Origin of the sequence: Caenimonas soli (genome assembly GCF_013155545.1) — a bacterium.
Taxonomy (GTDB): domain Bacteria; phylum Pseudomonadota; class Gammaproteobacteria; order Burkholderiales; family Burkholderiaceae_C; genus Ramlibacter; species Ramlibacter soli.
Map to the genome: position 1 here is coordinate 219477 of NZ_JABJVV010000005.1, position 19319 is coordinate 238795.

19 protein-coding genes are annotated in these 19319 nt (G+C 66.0%); 3 read left to right on the forward strand and 16 right to left on the reverse strand.

From position 1 onward, the window contains the following. Positions 1–7 precede the first annotated feature (7 nt). The 6 genes from HNE04_RS09745 to HNE04_RS09770 all read right to left on the reverse strand — a co-directional run bounded on the left by HNE04_RS09745 (position 8) and on the right by HNE04_RS09770 (position 5878). Positions 8–1270 carry an MFS transporter gene (locus HNE04_RS09745; protein WP_172218337.1) on the reverse strand — a complete coding sequence of 421 codons (1263 nt, stop codon included), beginning with the start codon at positions 1268–1270 and terminating at the stop codon, positions 8–10. After that, positions 1267–1941 (reverse strand): class II aldolase/adducin family protein, encoded by a 675-nt coding sequence (locus HNE04_RS09750; protein ID WP_172218338.1) that lies wholly within the window; start codon positions 1939–1941, stop codon positions 1267–1269. The genes HNE04_RS09745 and HNE04_RS09750 overlap by 4 nt, the downstream gene beginning before the upstream one ends. Positions 1942–1943: 2 nt before the next feature. Beyond that, complete coding sequence (locus tag HNE04_RS09755; protein ID WP_172218339.1) at positions 1944–2879, reverse strand: fumarylacetoacetate hydrolase family protein; 936 nt, start codon at positions 2877–2879, stop codon at positions 1944–1946. Between the two features lie 55 nt (positions 2880–2934). Then, positions 2935–4068 carry an ABC transporter substrate-binding protein gene (locus tag HNE04_RS09760; protein WP_172218340.1) on the reverse strand — a complete coding sequence of 378 codons (1134 nt, stop codon included), beginning with the start codon at positions 4066–4068 and terminating at the stop codon, positions 2935–2937. 14 nt (positions 4069–4082) lie between these two features. Continuing rightward, entirely contained in the window at positions 4083–4934 is an 852-nt protein-coding gene (locus HNE04_RS09765) for an alpha/beta fold hydrolase (protein WP_172218341.1), read from the reverse strand. Between the two features lie 119 nt (positions 4935–5053). Next, a complete protein-coding gene (locus HNE04_RS09770; RefSeq protein WP_172218342.1) occupies positions 5054–5878 on the reverse strand; it encodes an IclR family transcriptional regulator in 825 nt (274 codons plus the stop codon). 119 nt (positions 5879–5997) lie between these two features. Between HNE04_RS09770 and HNE04_RS09775 the strand changes: the two genes are divergently transcribed. The 3 genes from HNE04_RS09775 to HNE04_RS09785 are packed head-to-tail and all read left to right on the forward strand — an operon-like array spanning position 5998 to position 7890. Beyond that, positions 5998–6474: an SRPBCC family protein gene (locus HNE04_RS09775; RefSeq protein ID WP_172218343.1), complete on the forward strand. Its 477-nt coding sequence runs from the start codon at positions 5998–6000 to the stop codon at positions 6472–6474. After that, on the forward strand, positions 6474–6953 hold the full coding sequence (locus HNE04_RS09780; protein ID WP_172218344.1) for a nuclear transport factor 2 family protein: 480 nt from the start codon (positions 6474–6476) through the stop codon (positions 6951–6953). The genes HNE04_RS09775 and HNE04_RS09780 overlap by 1 nt, the downstream gene beginning before the upstream one ends. Positions 6954–7011: 58 nt before the next feature. Then, positions 7012–7890: an SDR family oxidoreductase gene (locus tag HNE04_RS09785; protein WP_172218345.1), complete on the forward strand. Its 879-nt coding sequence runs from the start codon at positions 7012–7014 to the stop codon at positions 7888–7890. Positions 7891–7899: 9 nt separating this feature from the next. Here HNE04_RS09785 and HNE04_RS09790 read toward each other — a convergent pair whose 3' ends face one another. From HNE04_RS09790 to HNE04_RS09835, 10 genes are all read right to left on the reverse strand, one after another. Next, complete coding sequence (locus HNE04_RS09790) at positions 7900–8838, reverse strand: NAD(P)-dependent alcohol dehydrogenase (RefSeq protein WP_172218346.1); 939 nt, start codon at positions 8836–8838, stop codon at positions 7900–7902. Beyond that, the gene (locus HNE04_RS09795; protein ID WP_172218347.1) at positions 8835–11234 is read right to left on the reverse strand and encodes an efflux RND transporter permease subunit; all 2400 of its coding nucleotides are present in this window, start codon (positions 11232–11234) and stop codon (positions 8835–8837) included. Before HNE04_RS09795 ends, HNE04_RS09790 begins: the two co-directional genes overlap by 4 nt. Then, on the reverse strand, positions 11231–12325 hold the full coding sequence (locus tag HNE04_RS09800) for a WD40/YVTN/BNR-like repeat-containing protein (RefSeq protein WP_172218348.1): 1095 nt from the start codon (positions 12323–12325) through the stop codon (positions 11231–11233). The genes HNE04_RS09795 and HNE04_RS09800 overlap by 4 nt, the downstream gene beginning before the upstream one ends. Further along, positions 12319–13086, reverse strand: a complete 768-nt coding sequence (locus HNE04_RS09805) for an SDR family NAD(P)-dependent oxidoreductase (protein ID WP_172218349.1) — start codon at positions 13084–13086, stop codon at positions 12319–12321. Before HNE04_RS09805 ends, HNE04_RS09800 begins: the two co-directional genes overlap by 7 nt. 4 nt (positions 13087–13090) lie before the next feature. Beyond that, on the reverse strand, positions 13091–14449 hold the full coding sequence (locus HNE04_RS09810) for a DUF1329 domain-containing protein (protein ID WP_172218350.1): 1359 nt from the start codon (positions 14447–14449) through the stop codon (positions 13091–13093). 22 nt (positions 14450–14471) lie between these two features. Next, a complete protein-coding gene (locus HNE04_RS09815; protein WP_172218351.1) occupies positions 14472–16148 on the reverse strand; it encodes a DUF1302 domain-containing protein in 1677 nt (558 codons plus the stop codon). A 90-nt stretch (positions 16149–16238) separates the two neighbouring features. Continuing rightward, positions 16239–16706, reverse strand: coding sequence for a VOC family protein (locus HNE04_RS09820; protein ID WP_172218352.1), 468 nt, complete (start codon positions 16704–16706; stop codon positions 16239–16241). Between the two features lie 20 nt (positions 16707–16726). Further along, positions 16727–17767, reverse strand: coding sequence for a CDP-6-deoxy-delta-3,4-glucoseen reductase (locus HNE04_RS09825; RefSeq protein WP_172218353.1), 1041 nt, complete (start codon positions 17765–17767; stop codon positions 16727–16729). Between the two features lie 45 nt (positions 17768–17812). Continuing rightward, the gene (locus tag HNE04_RS09830) at positions 17813–18802 is read right to left on the reverse strand and encodes a LysR family transcriptional regulator (protein WP_172218354.1); all 990 of its coding nucleotides are present in this window, start codon (positions 18800–18802) and stop codon (positions 17813–17815) included. 27 nt (positions 18803–18829) lie between these two features. Next, a complete protein-coding gene (locus tag HNE04_RS09835) occupies positions 18830–19240 on the reverse strand; it encodes a nuclear transport factor 2 family protein (protein ID WP_172218355.1) in 411 nt (136 codons plus the stop codon). Between the last annotated feature and the right edge of the window lie 79 nt (positions 19241–19319).

Here is a 19319-nt window from a genome sequence, read left to right on the forward strand (position 1 = left end):
ACACTCTTTACCTTCCGGCGAGTCGGGCCCCGGTCACCATCGATCGGTACGGCCCCAGCCGCGCGAACAGGAATGAAGCAAGCATGAGGCTTGCGGCCAGCGCGGCCAAGCTGCTGGAATACCCGCCGGAGGAACTCCTCATATAGCCGACGGCCGCGACGGCGGCGGCGCCCGAGATCTGCATCGATGCCAGGAGCACTGCGTAGATGGCGCCGAACGATTGCCGGCCGAAATAGCGCGCAACCGAAAAGGCGAGCACATCGTATTCGGCCCCAATGAGCAGCCCGGCAAGGATGGCGCAGGCAGCCGCTGTGTTGTAGGGCAGCCCAAGGGCATACAGCGCGAGCGCGGCGGCCGCAACGATGCACAGCACGGCCATCAACACGGGCACCTTGACGTGGTCGAGCAGCCATCCTGTGCCCACGCGGCCCACAATCAGCGACAGGCCCAGCACCGACTGCATGGCACCTGCCTGGCCGACGGCCATTCCGGCGTCGACGAGGATGCGGACCTGGTGAAAGACGATGGCGCCGCTTGCCGCGCCCAGGATCGCGAAACCGGCGGCAGACAGCCAGAACACACGGGTACCGGTCGCCTGGCCCAGGGTCAGGCCTTCCAGGCGGGTTTCCACCAGCGACGGCAGCGAAGGATAGCGGCGGCGCTCCCGCAGCAGGAGCGCGGCAACCGGCCACGGGATCGCGATGGCCAGCACGCCCAGCACCGCATAGGCGGCGCGCCAGCCGTGCGCGGCAATCACGTACGCCACCAGCATGGGCAGCAGGGCGGCTCCTACGCCCACGCCGGCATTGACGATGCCGAGGCTCAAACCCAGTCTTCTGTCGAACCAGCCGGCGGCAAGCTTGTTGTAGGAAACCGGCCAGATGCCGATGCCCAACAGCGAGACCAGTGCCAGCCCCGCGTAGAACATGGCAATGTTCGCAGGCAGGAACGCGAGTGCGCCGACTCCCGCGCCGAACAGCGGGATGCTCGTGAGCACCAGGACGCGCGCCCCGAACCTGTCGATCATCCATCCCGCCAGCAGCGCCGTGACCACCACCATGACCCCGATCAGCGTTCCGCCGAGCGAGATGGCGCCGACGCCCCAACCGAACTCCTTCTCCAGCGGTGAAACGAAGCTGCCGAAACAGAACACCAGGATGGTGCTGGGCCCGAGCGTCAGCCCGACGAAGGACGCCAGCGTCGCGGCCCAGGCCGGCTGCAGTCGCCCGGAATCATCACGCAGGTTTTCCGGATCCAGTTCGTCCTTCACTCCGGGTCTCCATCGCAAAGATATTCCCACAGCCGTCCGGCGGTGCGCCCTTCGTCCCAGGTCGCGCGCGCCCGGGCCGTCACGGCGTCCAACCGGGGACCGGTCTGCGCCATGCCCGACGCGACAACGGCCAGCTCGACCCGCGCGGCTTCCTCCAGCAACCAGGCGAGCGCCAGCGCCTGCGGCGCCGACGTGCCGGCGGTCACGGCCCCGTTGACGTTCACCACGATGGCGGGCGCAGTTCCCATCAGCGTGGCCACATCCGCGGCGGTCTGATCGTCGCGCACCAGCTTCGCATTCGGGAAGAACGGAACCTGCGGATGGAAATACGCGCCGAAACCATGCCGGGCCACCGGCGCCATGCCCATGGCCGAGAGTGCCAGCACATGCGGCGAGGTGAAGCGGCACACCGCCTGCACTTCCGGGCGCCGCCGGTACACCTGTTGGTGCAGCCGCACCTCGCCGAACACGCCTTCGGGCAGCGGTCCCTCTACCTTGGCGACGGTGCCCCGCTCACCGGGCCGGATGAGTCCCATGGGCCGCGATGCGCACACCAGGAAATGCGTCGCGTCCAGCCGCAGGCTGCAATGCCCGAAGGCGCCCGACAGGCCGGCGCGGCCCAGGGCGCGCGCCATCTGGCGCACTGTCCGCTGCTGCTGCTCCGTGGCCATGCCTACTCCGCGATGGTGTGGCGCAGCTCGCCGATGCGCTCGATCTCCAGCCGCAGCGCGTCGCCCCTTGCCAAGAAGCGGCCGCGGCCGGAACCCACGCCAGCGGGTGTGCCGGTGGAGATCAGGTCGCCCGGGTTGAGCGTCAGCTGCCTGGACAGATGGGCGATCTGCTGCGCGACGCTGAAGATCATCCGGCTGGTATTGGAGTCCTGCATCAGCTGGTCGTTGACCCACAGCTTCATCGCCAGCTGCTGCGGGTTCGGAATGTCCTCGGCCGGGGTGATCCACGGCCCGCAGGGGAACGAGCCATCGAAGCACTTGTGCGCCATCCAGTCCCACCGGAACGGCACTGACTGGTGGATTTCTGGCCGCACCGCCCGGTCGCGCGCCGACAGGTCGTTGGCGATCATGTAGCCCGCCACATGCTCCAGCGCGCGATCGACCGGAACCGCCCGCGCGGGCTTGCCGATGACGGCGACCAACTCCAGTTCCCAATCCAGCATCTTCGAGTCGCCGGGGTTGGCGACGCTGCTGCCGGGCCCGACGACCGAGCCGCGCGATGTCTTGACGAAGTGCCAGGGCGAGTCGCCGCAGACGTCGGCGATTGTCAGTTCGGCGGGCAGCTTGCTGAGCGCGCGCATCTCTTCGACGTGGTCCGTGTAGTTGCCGCCCGAACAGAACACGGCGCCGGGGCTGGGAACAGGCGGGAGCAGTTGCACCTGGTCCAGCGCCATGCCCGGCGTGCCCGACGCGGCAATGGACATTGCAGCGTCGCTCAGTTTCCGTTGGGCGCGCGTCCAGTCGTTCAACAGGTCCGCAACGCTACGGTAGCCTGCCAGGCCCGGCAGCACGGCCACGGTGTACACCGCCTGCTGGACCAGCAGGCCGGCAACGGGCTCGCCCGTGTCGCCGCGAAAACTCAAAAGCCGATAACTCATTTTTGTATTCCCTTGTGTTTCTGATCGATGGTGGTTCAAGTCGGCTTTTCGCCCGCTACTTCAGAAAGTTGCCCTGGCGCGAACGCATGCCGATGTCGATCCATTCGGAGGCACTGCGATGCTCGCGGTTGAACACCAGCTGGATGCCGCCGATGTCCCAGGCGCCCAACACCTCCAGCGCTTCGGCGACGTCCTGTGCGCCGGCGAGCGAGCCCGCCCGGCGCATCGCCTCTAGGCAGACCAGCGTGTTGACGTAGGCCTCCAGGCCTTCGAAGGTCAACGCATTGGCGCCAAAGGATTCGGCGTCGCGCGACAGGTTGCGCACCAGCTGCAGGCTCTGGAATTCCGGATTGGGCATGACGCTGGTGAAGCCGATGACTTTCTCGGGGAACAGCTTGTTCAAGGAGGTGAGGCCTGGCGTGGCCAGCGCCGCGAGCAGCGAAGGCACCTTATCCAGCTCCGCGGGCCTGAGCGTGCCCATCTCGTCCAGCGCCTCCGGGCTTAGGTCCACCACCAGTGCCTGAACCTTGGCCGCGGCCACCCGATCGAGCGCGGCCATGACGGCGGGCGTGTCAATGGTGTCCACGGTCACCGGCAACAGCGTGATCCCCTGAGCCTGGAACGCTACCCTGAGCGCGCTGGGGCGCTCGGCGTCCGGCGCCTGATCGGACAGGATGGCTGCGCGCGAGATACCCAGTGCGCGAATCTGCCGGGCCAAGGCCGGGGCTTCCCGATCGTAGCCCGAGCGAATGCCGAACACGTAGCGCAGCTTGGGCGAGCGCAGCGACGGCGCGCCGGAGATCGGCCCGATCAAGGGCACCTTGAGCTGCGTGGCTGCCTCCGCGGCCGCCTGGCAAAGCTTGTCGCCCAGGCAGTTGAGCAGCGCCACGGCCTTCCATTCGCCAGCGAGCCGGCGCAGGTTTTCCTGGTGCCGGCGCGGGTCGTTGGCGTCATCCAGCGTCACCAACTTGATCTGGCGTCCCTTGATCCCCCCGGCGGCATTCGCCGCCGCCACGGCCGCGTTGGCCCCCGCCGCGATGCGGTTGGCCGCGGTGAAGCTGGAGCCTGTCAGCGGCAAGGACTGCCCGATCACGAGCGGAGGTCCGCCCGCGATCGCGTGCTGCAATGAGATGGCCGCGAGGACGACCAGCGCGACAAAGCGGGTGAAGGCGGCGAGGCGGTAAGTCATCGCGGCGCCTGTGCTTACCTGGCGTCCTGCGCGCCCAGGAACGTTTCCAGCAGCGCGCAGAATGTGCGCGAATGCTCGATCTGCACCCAGTGCCCGCACTGGCCGAAGGTGTGCAGCTGGGCGCGCGGGATCGCGGCCTGGGCGCGCACACTCACGTCCAGCGGCACGAATGCATCCTCCCGGCCGTGGATCAGCAGGGTTTCGCAAGCCAGCTGCGAAAGCTGCGCCTCCTCGAGAACCATCTCGTCCAGCACCTTCTGGCGCGGCGCCGGGAACATGGCGGCATAGGCTGCCTGGTAGGCTGGCCGGTTGCTGGCCTGGTAGCGGCCATCCACCAAAGCGTCGGTGATGATGGACTTGTCGTAGGGAAAGACTTCCAGCAGCCGTTTCATGTTGTCGCGCGAAGGCTCATAGCCCCAGGCCAGCTCATCGAGCGGCTTGCCGATGGGGAAACCCAGCAGATTGGCACCCATGCAGGCGATGCGCGAAACCCGCTCGGGGTAGCGCAGGCAGAACCGCACGGCGAGCAAGCCGCCGAAGGAGTTGCCGACGAACGCGACCTTGTCGAGCTTGAGCGCGTCCAGGACCGCCTTCAGGTGCGCGACCCAATAGTCCATCGTGTAGACGGCACAGGGATCCAGTTCCGTATGCCCATACCCGGCCAGGTCGATGGCGATCACGCGGAACTGCTTTGCCAGCACCGGCATGGTCAGGCGCCAGTTCGCCCAGGCGCTGACGCCCGGTCCGGAGCCATGCAGCAACACCACCGGCCGGCCCTCGCCGACGTCGTGGTAGTTGGTGCGCAGACCCATCGCGGTGATGGATTTGCCGATCTCGGGTATCGCGGGGGGTGCGGTTTCAATCATCGTGCGTTCCTTGGCTGTCGATCGGATCGCAGTCTAGGGAGGCACGGCGGCAAACACCAACAAGCGCCGTGAATTCAGGGAATTACCGGCCGCAATACGCCGCGGCCCAGCGGTCGCCGCTAGCCGAACGCGGCCATCGGCGCGGGGGCCTTGGCGCCGAGCGCGCGCGTGACCGAGGCCGATGTCGCCTCGATCGCGGCCTGGGCCTTGCGACCGGTGGCCCCGCGCATCTGCTCGTGCGGCCCCAGCAGCGTGATCACCGCCGTCAACGCGCCCTGGGCATTGAAGACCGGTGCCGAGATCGCGTCGATGCCGCGGATCAGCGCCGAACGCGTGACCACTGAGGCCTGCGAACGCACCTGCTCCAGTTCCTGCCGCGTGATCTCGGGCCCGCGCTCTTCGGGCGTGAGCTGCTTGCGCTGCAGCTCCAGCACCGGCCGGGTCATGGCGTCCGGCAGGTAGGCCAGGAACAGCAAGGACGTGGCGGTGTTGCCCAGAGGAACCGTCGAGCCGACGCGCACGTTGATCATCAGGGGCTGAAGGCCCGCCTCCCAGCGCACCACGCGCGGCCCGTCGCCGCCCCAGACCACCAGCATCGCCGTCAGCTCGGTCTCATCGCGCAGGCGCAGCAGGTAGTCGCTGGTCACCGCGAACTCGTCCAGCCGGCTCATCGCCGCGAACCCCAGCCTGCGCGTCGTCTCACCGAAGTCATAGCGGCCCGTGGCGAGGTACTGCGTGAAGATGCCTGTGCGAACCCAGCTCACCAGGTACTTGTGCAGTTTGCTCGGCGCCAGGCCGGTGGCCTGGCTCAGCTCCTTGAATGACATGGGCGCGGCGCTGCGTCCCAGCGCCTCGACCACCGCCATGCCGATCTCGATGGACTGGATGCCGGCCTGGCGCGGGCGCGCCGGCTCGGCCTGCGCCTTGGATGCTTTGGTTTTCACTGCGGGTTTCTTCGTTGCCATGGGAAACTCATTCACAAATAATCAGTATGTTCACTGTTAATGAATGATAGCAGCGAACCGGCCTATCATGAATGTCTCACGCACCGAAGGAAGCCACCATGATTTTCTCCACTGCCACCGTACCCGTGAACCCACCCGGCGCAGAGCCGCTCACGCGCGACCAGCTCTGGGCCGGCCTGGTGCTTAAGGCGCGCGACGCCCGCCTGTTTCTGCCGCCAGGCGCCTGCACCCAATGCGAAGTCGTGGTCGACAACCCCGCCTTCATCATGCGCGAGGCCGTCATCATGAACGACCCCATCACCGAGATCATCAGCTTCGTGCCGAAGACGAAGGTGTCATTCCACCAGGTCAAGAGCCCGCGCGAAGGCGTCATCGTCAACGAGATCCTCGAGGACTCGTCCGGCGAGCTGCATCTGAAGTTCTACGCCTACCTCGGCCTGCTGGGCGCGGCGCCGGGCAGCGAGCAGGAGAAGCAGGCGCAGGCCATGATGGACAGTGAGGACCGCGGCTACAAGGCCGCCCTGCTTTCCACCCTGACGCGCACGCGCGCCCTGATGAAGGATGGCAAGCTGTGATGGCCGGAAAATACGGCCCCGCCGATTGGGAAGCGCTGCTGCGCCGTTACTACGTGGCGTGCAACGCCGCCGACTACGACGCCCTGGTCAGCTGCTTCACCCCCGACGCCGTGCACTACTTCCCGCCCGGCTTGCCCGAAGTGCCGTGGCGTGGCCCCGACGCCATCGCGCGCAAGTGGCAGTGGTGCGTGGAGACGCTCGGCTCGCACTGGACCATCGAGAAGATCCTGTTCAGCCACGACTCGCCCGAAGCGGTGCTGGAGTGGACCCACTGGAAACGCCAGACCAGCACCGCGCAACGCGGCGACGAATGGTACGAGTTCGATCCCGTCAGTGGGCTCATCAAGGAAATCCGGGCGTATTACGCGGCACCGGCCGTCAAGGCGACGAGCGAGCTCCCGTTGGTGCATGGCACCCACATGGGCGAGCTGGTCGGCTTCGACTACGCCCAGCGCGGCTATCACCTGCGCTGGGATTGAAGCCAAGGCCCGTCCGTGGGGGCGGGCCATCACCATCCACATCCTTAGGTAAATCAAAATGACAATTCTCGTGACCGGCAGCACCGGCACCATCGGCACCCAGCTGGTAAACCGCCTCGCCGCCCAAGGCGCCAACGTCCACGCCCTGGCCCGCACGCCGGCCAAAGCCCATTTTTCCGACGCGGTCACCGTGGTCCAGGGCGACTTCATGGACGTCGACTCCATGCGTGCCGAATTGGCCAAGGCGCGCACCTTGTTCCTGCTCAACGCCGTCACACCAGACGAAGTAACGCAGGCGCTGATCGCGCTGAACCTCGCCCGCGAAGCAGGGATCGAACGCATCGTGTACCTGTCCGTCATGCACAGCGACCGTTACACCAACGTGCCCCACTTCACCGGCAAGCACACCGTTGAGCGCATGATCGAGCAGCTGGACCTGCCGGCGACCATCCTGCGGCCGGCCTACTTCATGCAGAACGACGCGACACTGAAGGACGTGATCCTGGGCTATGGCGTCTATCCGATGCCGATCGGCGGCATCGGCCTGTCCATGATCGATACACGCGACATCGCCGAAGCCGCCGCGCTGGAATTGCTGCGTCGCAATGAATCAGCGGGCCCGCTGCCGCGCGAGGTGATCAACCTGGTCGGCCCGGACGTGCTCACCGGCGAGGCCGTCGCCGGCATCTGGTCCCAGGTGCTGGGCAAGCCGATTCCCCACGCGGGCAATGACGCCGCTGCTTTCGAGCAGCAGTTCAAGACTTTCGCGCCGGGCTGGATGGCCTATGACATGCGCCTGATGATGGAGCGCTTTCAGCAGGACGGGATGGCGGCCACGGGCAAGGATGTGGATCGGCTCGCCACGCTCCTGGGCCGGCCGCTGCGCAGCTATCTCGAGTTCGCCGCAGAAACCGCGGCGCAGTGGCTCAAGGCTTAGGACGCCGAGTCAGATCACGACGACGGCTTTGCCGGCAAAGCCTCTTCGCGGCACTTCCTGGTAGGCTTGCTTGAAGGCCTCCAGGGGGTAAGTTCTTCCCACGACGATCTCCATGCCGCCATCAGCGAGCTGTGCCAGCGTTGCCAGGTCGGAGGATGAGTTCTTCGAGAGCAACACGCGGCTCTTCTTGCTGGCATGCAGGTTGTGAAAGAATGATCCGACGATCTGCCTGGGACCGGGGATCACGTTCACGTAGACCGATCTGCGTTTCATGAACGCCGACGCCAAGCCAAACGGCATGCGCCCCGACAGATCGATCACGGCGTCATACTGTCTCATCGAAGATAGAACACTCCCCGACTCATAGCTGATCACGTGGTCGCAGCCCCAGCGCCGCAGTAGCGGCAGCGCCCGGCTCGATCCTACGCCGGTGACGACGGCACCGCGCGCCCTGGCGATCTGGGCCGCGAACATGCCGATACCGCCGCCGGCGCCGTTGATGAGAATATCCTTGCCGTGGCGCAGCACATCCAACGTGTCGAAAACCTGGAGCGCGGCGCAGCCGGCGACCGGCAACGCCGCCGCCTGTTCGAAAGAGATGCTTTCGGGCTTAAGCGCGAGAGCGTCCTGGCCCGCGGCCACGTACTCGGCCATCGCCCCGCCCTTGAACGGATCGAGCGCGCCGAATACAGCCTGCCCAACGTGGAACCTGCTCGCGGAAGAGCCGGTCCGCGCCACGATGCCGGAGAAGTCGATGCCCACGCCCTTGGGGAACCTGCGGCCCGACATCAGCTTCATCTCGCCTTGCCGGATCTTCCAGTCCACCGGGTTGATGGAGACGGCTTTGACTTGCACCAGGACGCCGTGGTCATCGATCGCCGGCACTGGTTCGTCGATCATCTCCAGCACTTCCACGCCGCCGAAGCGGCTGAAACTCACTTTTCTCATCGCGCGACGGCCAGTTGCGTTTCCCGCGCGGCGGCAGGCTGCAGCAGCCAGTGCGCCAGCGCCGGCAACAGGATAAGGGCGCCCAGCATGTTCCAGATGAACATGAAAGCCATCAGAATACCCATGTCGGCCTGGAACTTGATAGGAGAAAAAGCCCAGGTCGCCACTGCGGCGCCCAGCGTCAGCCCGGTCAGCACCACCACGCGGCCGGTGAAGATCAGGGCAGCGTAGTAGGCGTCCGACAGGCTGCGTCCCTGGCGCAGCAGCGCCAGCGTCACCGTCATCACATAGAGCGCATAGTCCACGCCGATGCCCACGCCGAGCGCGACTACTGGCAGCGTGGCGACCTTCACGCCGATGCCCAGCACCACCATCAGCGCCTCGGCCAACACCGTGGTCAGCATCAACGGCAGCACGGCGCACAGCACCGCCCGCCAGGAGCGGAAGGCGATGTAGGCCAGCGCGATCACGGCCAGGTAGACGTACACCAGCATCAGGCGGTTGGCGTCCCGCACGACGATGTTGGTCGCCGCCTCGAAACCCGCGTTGCCGGCGGCGGAAAGAAAGGTCTGCTCAGGACGGTTGTTTTTGCTTGCGAAGGCTTCGACAACGGCGACCACGCTCTCCAGGGTCTCGGCCCGGTGATCCTTGAGGTAGACGTAGACCGTCGCCAGGTCGCAGGACTGGTTGAACAGTTCGCGCGGCGCGCGCACCACGGTGGCGTTGATGACTTCCTGCACCCGCGGCACGTCGTACCACTTGAAGCTGCCTTCGTTCAGCGCCGTGGTCATGACGCGCGTCAACTGTGCCAGCGAGTTGGTGGCCTCGACGCCGGGGAGCTGCTGCAGCTCCCATTCCAGTGCATCCATCTGGGCCACCGCGCCATAGGTGGAGCACTTGCCCTCCGGCGTTTTGGCCATCACCACATAGGTGTCGCTGCTGGCCGCATAGTGCGAGAGCATGAACGCCACGTCCCGGTTGTAGCGCGAGTCCGCGCGCAGCTCCGGCGCGCCTGGATCCAGGTCGCCGATGCGCAATTGCTGCGACACGACGAACCCGCCCAATCCCAGCACCGCGGCCGTGACCACCGCGACGGTAGCCCAACGGCGTTGCGTGAACTTGTCCAGGAAGGCCCAGAAGGCGTGCTTCTTCGCGTCCCCTTGGCCGGGCGGACACTCGGCGCTCAGGCTGCGCCGGGCCGCCACCGGACTGACCCCCACATAGGACAGCAGGACGGGAAGCAGCACCAGGTTGGTGAAGACCAGAATCGCCACGCCCAGGCTGGCCGTCATCGCCAAGTCCTTGATCACCGGAATGTCGATGACGAACAGCACGGCAAAGCCGACCGCATCGGCCAGCAGCGCGGTGAGCCCCGCGAGGAACAGGCGCCGGAAAGTGAAGCGCGCCGCCACCCGCTTGTCCAGGCCGCGCCCGATGTCCTGCATGATGCCGTTCATCTTCTGCGCGCCATGGCTCATGCCGATGGCGAACACCAGGAACGGGATCAGGATGGAATACGGGTCCAGCTCGAAGCCGAGCGTGGGCAGCAAGCCCAGCAGCCAGACCACCGCCACCAGGGAGCAGAGCACCAGCAGCGCGGTGCTGCGGATACAGCGGGTGTGCCAGTACAGCACCGCCGCACAGATCGCGATCGCCAGCGCCAGGAACCACAGGACCTGCTGCAGCCCCTCGATCAGGTCGCCGACCACCTTGGCGAAACCGGTGACGTGGATGCGGATCGAATCCGATTCGTACTTCTGCCGCACCAACTCGAGCTTCTTCGCGAAGTCCTCGTAGCGAAGTCGCACGCCGTTGCGGTCGCGGTCCAGTAGCGGCAGCATGATGACACTCGACTTGAAGTCCAGCGCGACCAGCTGCCCGACCTGGCCCGAGCGCAGCACGTTGGTTCGAAGCGCATCGATGCTGGACGGCGAGCCGTCGTAGTCTTGCGGCATCACGGTGCCGCCGATCAGCCCTTCCTCGTTGACACCGATCCAGCGCGTCGACGAGGTCCAGAGCGACTTGACGTACGGCCGGTCCACACCGGGCATGAGGAACAGCTCATCGCTGATCTTGCGCAGCGTCTGCAGATACTGATCTTCGAAGATGGTGCCGCCGGTGTGTTCCACTGCGATCCGCAGCGTGTTGCCCAGGCCGGCCAGTTCGCTCTTGTGGGCCGCGTAGTTCTGCACGAAAGGATGGCGCGCCGGGATCATCTTTTCGAAACCGGCGTTGAGCGTCAACTTGCTGGCCTGCAGGCCGAACAAGATGCTGAGCAGCAGACAGATGAACACCACGACGGCCCGGTGGTTGAACAGCGCTCGCTCGACCAGCGATCCGGTTTTCGGGTCGAAATCTTCCGCGTCGCTCATGGGGTTTTGCGTGCCGGCGATCATCGGGCGCTCCCTGGTCCGGCGGCCGAGACGCGCGTTGGTCCGCGCAGCCCGGTGAGCACCAGGGCACCATCGGCCAGCGCCGCGAACCCGAGCACGGGCCCGGCGCGAGTCGCGCCGAGCTTGCGAAAGCTGCGGCCGTGGTCACGGCTGGCCAGCAGGTCGCCGCCATTGGTGCCGAGCAGCACCGTGCCGTCGGGCAGCCGCCGCCCGTGGGTGAAGCTGGCGCCGCCGGCGTCGCGCGTATCGACCTGGGTCCAGCTGATACCGCTGTCAGTGGTCAACCAGGCGTTGCCCACCATGCCGTATGCCAGCCATCGTTCCTTGTTGAGCATGAGTACGCCGAAGTAGGTTCCTGAATAGGGTGTGGGATGCGCGGCGAAGGTCTTGCCGCCATCATCCGAGGAGAAAACCGAGCCCTGCTCGCCGACGAGCACGATGCGCTCGTCCACCGCGGCGACGCTGTAGAGATGCCGCCCTTTGGGGTTGGGGATGCGCCCCGTCCACGAACGCCATGACATGCCCCCATCCTCGGTGGCCAGCGCCAGGCCGTAGGCGCCCACCAGGATGCCGCGCTTGCCGGTGGTAAAGAGAACATCCAGCCACGGCTTGTCGGCGCCCTCCGTCACCAGCCGTTGCGCATCGGCCAGCATGGCCTTGCCGGCCGCGATGGTGGGGTCGGAAGATAACTTGACGGCGTCGAGCACGAGCTGCGCGGCCTGCACGCCGTCCAGCTTCCGGCTCCACGTCGCGCCCGCGTCCGTGCTGTGCAGGACCACGCCCCCGTGCCCCACCGCCCAGCCCAGTTCCGGCGCGGGGAAACTCACCTGCGTGAGTGTGACGCTGACCGGCACGGCCGCCTGCTTCCACGAGACTCCGTCATCGTCGGAGTACAGAATGACCCCGCGCTCGCCCACGCTGACCAGCCGGCGGCCGGCCTGTGTCACGGCCAGCTGCGCCACGCCCGCCGCCTTGGCGCTGGAGCGCGCCGGGCGCTGCAGCGGGTCTACCTGAGCCCGCACAGGCAGCTGCAAGACGCCGAACAGCACGGCCGCCGCCAACGCAGGCCAACGGAACGGGGAGCGGTTCACCATGCCGTGGTACCTCCGTCGATGGCGAAATCCGCACCGGTCACCCAGGCCGACTCGTCGCTGGCCAGGTACAACGCGCAATAGGCGACGTCCTCCGGCGTGCCCACGCGCCCGTTCAGCATCAGCTTGCGTTTCATCGGCGCGAACCAGTTGGCGTCGTCGATCAGCGGCGCGGTGGCGCCGGTGCGGACCAGGCCGGGCGAGATGCTGTTGGCGCGGATGCCATGCGTTCCGCCTTCCATTGCCAGCTGGCGGGTCATGGCGATAACGCCGCCCTTCCCCGCCGCGTGCGCCAGCGCCGGCAGCACCTCGTAAGCCATCTTTCCCGAGACCGAGCCGCAATTGATGATGGAGCCACCGCCGCGCTGCTTCAGGTGCGGCCATGCCGCCTTGACCAGGTTGAACACGATGTCAAGTTCACCGCGCATGGTGGTGCTCCACATCTCGCAGGTCATGTCTTCGATCCAGGCCATACGGGCCACAGCCGCGTTGTTGTAGACCACGTCGACGCCGCCGAACGAGTTCACCGCGTACTCGACCAGCCGGCGAGCTTGCCCCGGATCGCAAGGATCGCAATCCGGCAGGCCCACGGCTTCGCCGCCGCGCGCGCGGATCGCCTCGAGCGTTGCCTGGCACGCGACGGGGTCGATGTCGCATCCGACCACGCGCGCTCCCTCGGCGGCGAACAGGAGTGCCGCGGCGCGTCCCATCCCGCTTCCTATACCGGTGATCACGGTCACCTTGTCTTGCAGGCGCGCACTCATGGTGTCACCGCCCCATCGCCGCCAGCGCGTCCGGCGTGAAGAAGGAGTCGCCCTTGCGATCGACCAGTCCCCAGAACGGGCCGCTGGTGTAGTCCGCCTGGCCGGAGATGACAAAGGCGCCCGTCAGGTGGTTGTGCGACGAGTAGGCGGCCTTGGTATGCACGAACGGGCCTTCGTAGACGATCATCGGCAGGCCGTGATTGCTGCGCCACAGCTGGTTCTGGGCGTCCCACAGATCGGCCCACACCGCGCCCCAGGTGTCCTCGTCCAGGTAGAAGGTCCGCTTGGGCACGACGTGCCGCTTGCCGTCGGCCAAAGTCGCCTCCACGACCCATACGCGGTGCAGTTCCCAGCGCATTGCGTCGGGGTTGAGGTGACGCGAGCCCATCCGTCCTTCCACTGGCTGCAGGTGGAACTTGTGCGTGTTGTAGGGAATGAGCATTTCCTTCTTGCCGATCAGCTTGTAGTTGTAGCGGTCCAAGGCACCGTTGTAGATCTGCGTCTCATCGTAGTTCTCCAGGCCCGATGTGACGTCGTTGGGCGTGTCGTACGCCACCGTGGGTGCCTTGCGCACCCGGCGCTGCCCGGCCAGGTACTGCCAGGCCTGGGTGTCATGTGTCATGCCGAAGTGCAGAAGGAAGGACTCGCCGGCCTTGAAAGCGGGCTCGCTCTGGCGCAGCAGCGCGCGGGTATGCGTGCCGCTCTTGAGGGTCTCGGGCGAACCATCCTTGAAGTAGTAGGGGAACTGCCACATCACCCAGCCGCGCGAGATGTGCGTGCGCTTGCCTTCGGCCGTGGACATGTAGTTGGAGTAGTGCAGCAGCGCCGTGTCGCCCTGGTACATCAGGTTCTGGTTCCACATCGCCTCGTGCCCGGTCTTGGGAACCGGGAAGGGAATGCCCCCGTAAGCGCCTTCGAGGTAGACGCCATTGGCGCTGGTCTTGGCCCGGGTGGCATTTTTGAAGGTGTTCTCGTAGACCCACTGCGGCGCGGCGGCCGTGCGATGCGTGGGGTAGACGTCGATGCGGAAGGTCTTGGGGTGCGCCGTGAGCAAGGCCTTTGCGCCGTCCGGCAGCTTGTCCGCGTACTTGCCCATGTTGTCAGCCGTCACCGCGTAGAGCGGCTTCTCGCTGGCAAAGGGGTCCGGGCGCGGCGTGCCCGATTTGTAGCCCGAGGGAACCGAGGTGTAGCCTCCGGTCCACGCGGGAATGGTCCCCTCCTTGTTGCCGGCACGTTCGGCCCCCATCGGGGTGAGCGTGGTCTTGAGCTGCGCCGCCTCTTCGGCGGTCACCGCCGCCCGCGCCATGGGGACGCAGGCCAGGGCGGCCACGAGTGCAAGCTTGAGTCTGCTGGTGTTGGGCATCATTGTCTCCTGTCAGGTCTATCTAAAAGCTGCGCTGCAGGTTGAAGGACACGAAGTCGCGGTCCTTCAAGTACTGCTTGTAGCCCAGCGTGTTGGAAGCATTGAAGTACGGGCCTGCGGGGCCGAGGTAGTGAGTCCAGTTCAGGCCGAAGCGCCACGCCTGCCGGTAGACGCCGTTGATGCCGATGCTCAGGTCGCCGGTTTTAGCCGCCCACCCGGTCACCGAGGAGTTGCCGCTGATGTTGTAGCCCAGGCCGATGGGCACGCTCACGTCCAAACCATCGACAAGCACGTTGAAGTAGTTGGTCGTGAAGATCATCCGCATGGCCGCCGCATCACGGTCGGCGCTTGGGTCCAGCGCGGCGGCATTCTTGGTGATGCTGGTGCGCCGGTTCCACGCAACCTCCGCGAGCAAGGACGAACTGCGCCAGAAAGCGGCTGGTCCGTTGACGGCGATCATCGAAGCCTGTGCGTGCGCTGTTTTTCCGACGGGGTAGGCGGGGCTGTAGCGGTTGTCCGACAGGTTGCTGGTGGACACGCCTGGGTTGGCGAGCGGCATGTTGCGGCGAACGGACACTTCGGCCGCGTAGTTGATGCCGCCAAGCGTCGTGGTGGCGCTGGCGCCGAAGGCCTTGATGCCCTCCGGATAGGTAAAGATGAAGTCGCCGACCTGGCCGGTCGCCGCGTTAAAACCATTGCCCGCACGCAGGTAGGTGACCGGCGCTTTGGCGTTGTAGCGGATCGCGTACAAGCCGTAGTCAATCTCCCCGCCCTCGGGGCGGAAGCGCAGTTGGGTACCCCACTGACCGCTGCGCTTGGCCTTCTGGTCCTGCCCGCGGAAGAATGCCGCCGGCCCGCCACCGGGCGCCATGGGCGCGCCGACGATCAACCGCTCGCCCGCATTGAGCAGCACGTCTCCGCCTGAGAAGTAGCTGCCGGCCTCCGGTAAGCGGATCATGGGCGAGCGGGCCTGCACGTAGGCGGCCACGGAAAGACTAGGATTTAATTCAAGCTGACCCGATACCTGCTCGACCGGCCGCAGGATCTCCTTGAACTGCGAGCCGGGAACCGTGACGAGCTTGATGATGTCCAGCGGCGCCAACCCGCCGGCGATGCCGTTATCGCCAAAGAAGAGGCTTTCGCCCCAGGTCTGGGCGAACCGGCCCACGCGGAAGCTGCCGGCCATGCCGTTGGCGAACTCCGTGCGTCCGAACACGAAGGCATCGAGCAGCTCGATCTTGCGTCCGTGGATTTCGCGCGTGGCTCCCGGGAACTGGTTGAAAGGCACGCTCAAGGCGTTCCAGGTGGCCGCGGAGGTGTTGTCGTTGCGGTTGTTGTAGACCGAGTCGTACCAGGCGGCGGCGCTGACGCGCAGGCCCACGTCCTTGTACGACGCGTCGAACTCGGTCAACCAGTCCACGCGGTTCGAGACGATGCCCTTGTTGAAGCTGCGGTCCCCGTCGTCCAGGTTGGCCGGCGCGACCAATTTCGGGTCCTGGCTCTTGAGGCGCCGCATCGTGCTGTACTTGAACGTGTTGTCCCAGCGCAGCTTCGTATCGCCCCCGCCCATATCGAATTCCATGGCCATGGCCGCGGGCGCGGTGCACAAGGCCATCGCGAGCGCGCCGAGCCGCCAGGGCGGCCTCGCCGCCTTGCGGCGCCGCCCAGGACGGGCGTTGATTGTCGATTGAATCTGCATGGCGTTCTCCTCGTTGGTTGGGGTGTGTTTGGGCAAAGCGTCGCCCGCGGGAGTCCGGCCGGCTCCCGTTTGCGGTTGTGCGGTGTGGCTTTAAAGAGGTGTGCCGTCCGGCGCGAAGCGGTCGCCGAAATCGAACATATCCTCGGTTTCGTCGCCCTCGTAGTACTGGATCTCCCACCAGTTGTGGTCCAGGTCCTCGAGGTAGAACGAATACACGCCGTGCTGGAACTGCGTGCCGCGGACGTTGCGGATGCCGTAACGGTCCTTGTGGGCCAGTGCAGCCGCGTGGGCGGCATCCACCGCCTCCCGGGACTCGACATCGAGCCCCCAGTGGTTCATCACGGTGACAGGATGCAGCTTGTCGCCGGACTGGATGCACACCACGTGCGACGACGGGCCGCAGCGGGTCACCATGGCGCCGGAGGAATGGCGGGCCACCTCCAGGCCAAGGAATTCCTCGTAGAACCTGCGTGTGGCAGAGAGGTCGTAAACCTCGAGGGTGCCATGGCTCAGGACGCGAGGCCGTACCACCGGATCGATTGGGTCTGCTGTCTTCATCGTCAGCTCCTTGTTGCTGCTCAGATCCGCGCCCGCGCCCGGTCGGCGGCGTCGAGGAACGAGTCGGCGAAGAACTCGCCGGGGGGAAGGCCGCACTGCGAGGGGAAATCACGCTTGGCGGAGTCGACGACGACCGGCGCCCCGCAGGCATAGACCTGATGCCCGGACAGATCGGGAAAGTCCTCCATCACGGCGCGATGAACGAACCCGGCGCGCCCTCGCCAGTCGCAGCCCCGTGTTGCATCCGACAGCACCGGCACGAAGCGGAACGCCGGGTTGTCCGATGCGTATTGCTTGACCCACGCCAGGTCGTACAGGTCGGCGCGCGTGCGGCCGCCCCAGTAGAGCGTCATGGGGCGGGCCAGCCGCTTGTGCGCCACATACTGGAGAATCGACTTGATCGGAGCAAAACCGGTGCCGCTGGCCAGGAAGACGACCGGCTTGTCGCTGTCCTCTCGCAGGAAAAAAGTCCCCAGCGGCACTTCCATTCGAACCAGGTCGCGCACCTTCATATGCTCGAACACATGGTCGGTGAACACGCCGCCGGGGGTGTGCCGCACATGAAGCTCGATGTCCAGTGCGCCCTCGATCGAAGGCGCCGAGGCGATGGAGTAGGCGCGCCGCTCGCCGCCCGGAAGCAGCACCTCCATGTACTGCCCCGCCAGGAAAGTGAGGTTCTCGTTCATGGGCAGCTTGATGCGCAGGACCATCACATCCGGCGCTGCCCGGTGTATCTGCATCACCCGGCCCGGCGTGACGCGGGTGCGAATGCTGGCCATGACGTCCAGTTCCTGGACTTCGACCACCAGGTCTCCCAGCGGCTGCGCCTGGCACAGCAGCGCGTAGCCCTGCTCCCGCTCTTGAAGCGAGAGGTACAGGGGATGCACGTGCCCGTGATCGACCCGGCCCTGCACGATGCGGCCGCGGCAGGTGCGGCAGGCACCTGCACGGCAGCTGTAGGGAACGGCGATACCCGCATCGTGGCTGGCCTTCAGGATGCTCTGGCCGTCGGGCACCTGGAACCGGCGGCCACTGGGCGCCAGCGTAACTTCAAATGGCATTCATGTCTCCTGTGTCACGTACATCGCGTGACCACTGCATGAAATTTATCCGGCGGACCGGGCCGCGTCGAATGAAGAGTGCGAATGGCCGGAATCAGCCGCCGAAATCGCTTCAACGGATGTTCCGCCGGCGAGGCGTGCCACGCATTCGCGCAGCCAAACTTGCGCGGGGTCGCGGTTGTAGCGCTCGTGCCACTGCTGGGTGACATTGATCTGCGGGCATTCGAACGGCAGTTCGAGGACCTGTAGGCCCACCTCTTGCCGGAACGCCTGCGCCAGCGTCTCCGGCAGCACGGCGAGCATGTCCGAGCAGGCGACCATCCGATCAAGGCCCGCCAGGTGCGCGAGCTTGACGGCGACGCGGCGAGTGGCCCCTTGCGTGGCGAACAACCGATCGGCGTGTTCCGCATAAACCGCATAGCTTCCACCCGTGGGGTGGTACTCGATGAACGAAGCGGTCATGAACTGCTCGAGCGTCAGCACCTCGCTGATCGTCGGATGGTCCGGCCGCGCGACGCATACGAAGCGCGAGGTGCGCAGCCGCTGCCGGAAAAATCCCGCACCGAGCGGGTTGAGCGCGCCGATCGCCAAGTCGATGTCGCCGCTGGTCATCAGCTCCGCAATGCCGTGGCGCGACAGCGGTACGGTTTCTATCGTCACCTTGGGCGCCACCTGCTGCAGGTGCCCCAGCATCAGTGGCAACAGGCCCATTTGCCCCATGTCGCTGATGGCCAGCCGAAAGTGCCTGTCGCTCTCGCGCGCGTCGAACGAACCGCGATGCTCGACGGTCTGGCGGATCTGCTGCAAGGCGGCCTGGATCGGGTCGGCCATGGATTGCGCCAGCGGCGTCGGCATCATTCCCTTCTCGGTGCGAACGAACAGCTCGTCGCCGAAGGCCTCCCGCAGCCGCCGCAACGCATTGCTCACCGCCGACTGCGTCACCCCGATCTGCTCGCCGGCGATCGTGGTGCTGCGCGTGCGCTGCACCGCGTCGAATACCACCAGCAGGTTCAGGTCCAGCGTATTGATGTTCACGGGCAAGCCTCCGCGAGGTGCGCGGCGCTATTTGCGCCAGGGATAGAAGCCGGCTGTCTGATCCGTGTAGTCGGGATCTATATAGATGAAGACGCGGCTGATCAACCGGTCGCGCACCTGGAACGTCGTGCAGAAGCGCCCCGCAGTGCCGCCGTCGGGTTGCCACTTTCGGCCATCGACCAGCTCGCCCGAGCTCACGCCTTCGATGCAGACACGGTCGCCGTCCGACAGATAGCGGAACGACGACGCGTCGTGAGAGATCGAGCGGATGTAGGGCCCCAGGCTCTGGTACAGCCGGCCCAAGTCCTCCTTGCCGCGGGCCAGACCCCACTTGGGGAAGAGCAGCTCGACGTCGTCGGTCAGGAGCGCGAACACGTCGCCCTGGGCATCCATGGTCTTGAGGAACTCGCGGCAGAGCGCTTCATTGGCCGTATTCACTACTGTCTCCTGCTTTTGCACTTCATTCACCATTGACGAGTGCATTCACCTATCGTAAAGTCCGACGCCTGATCTGTCA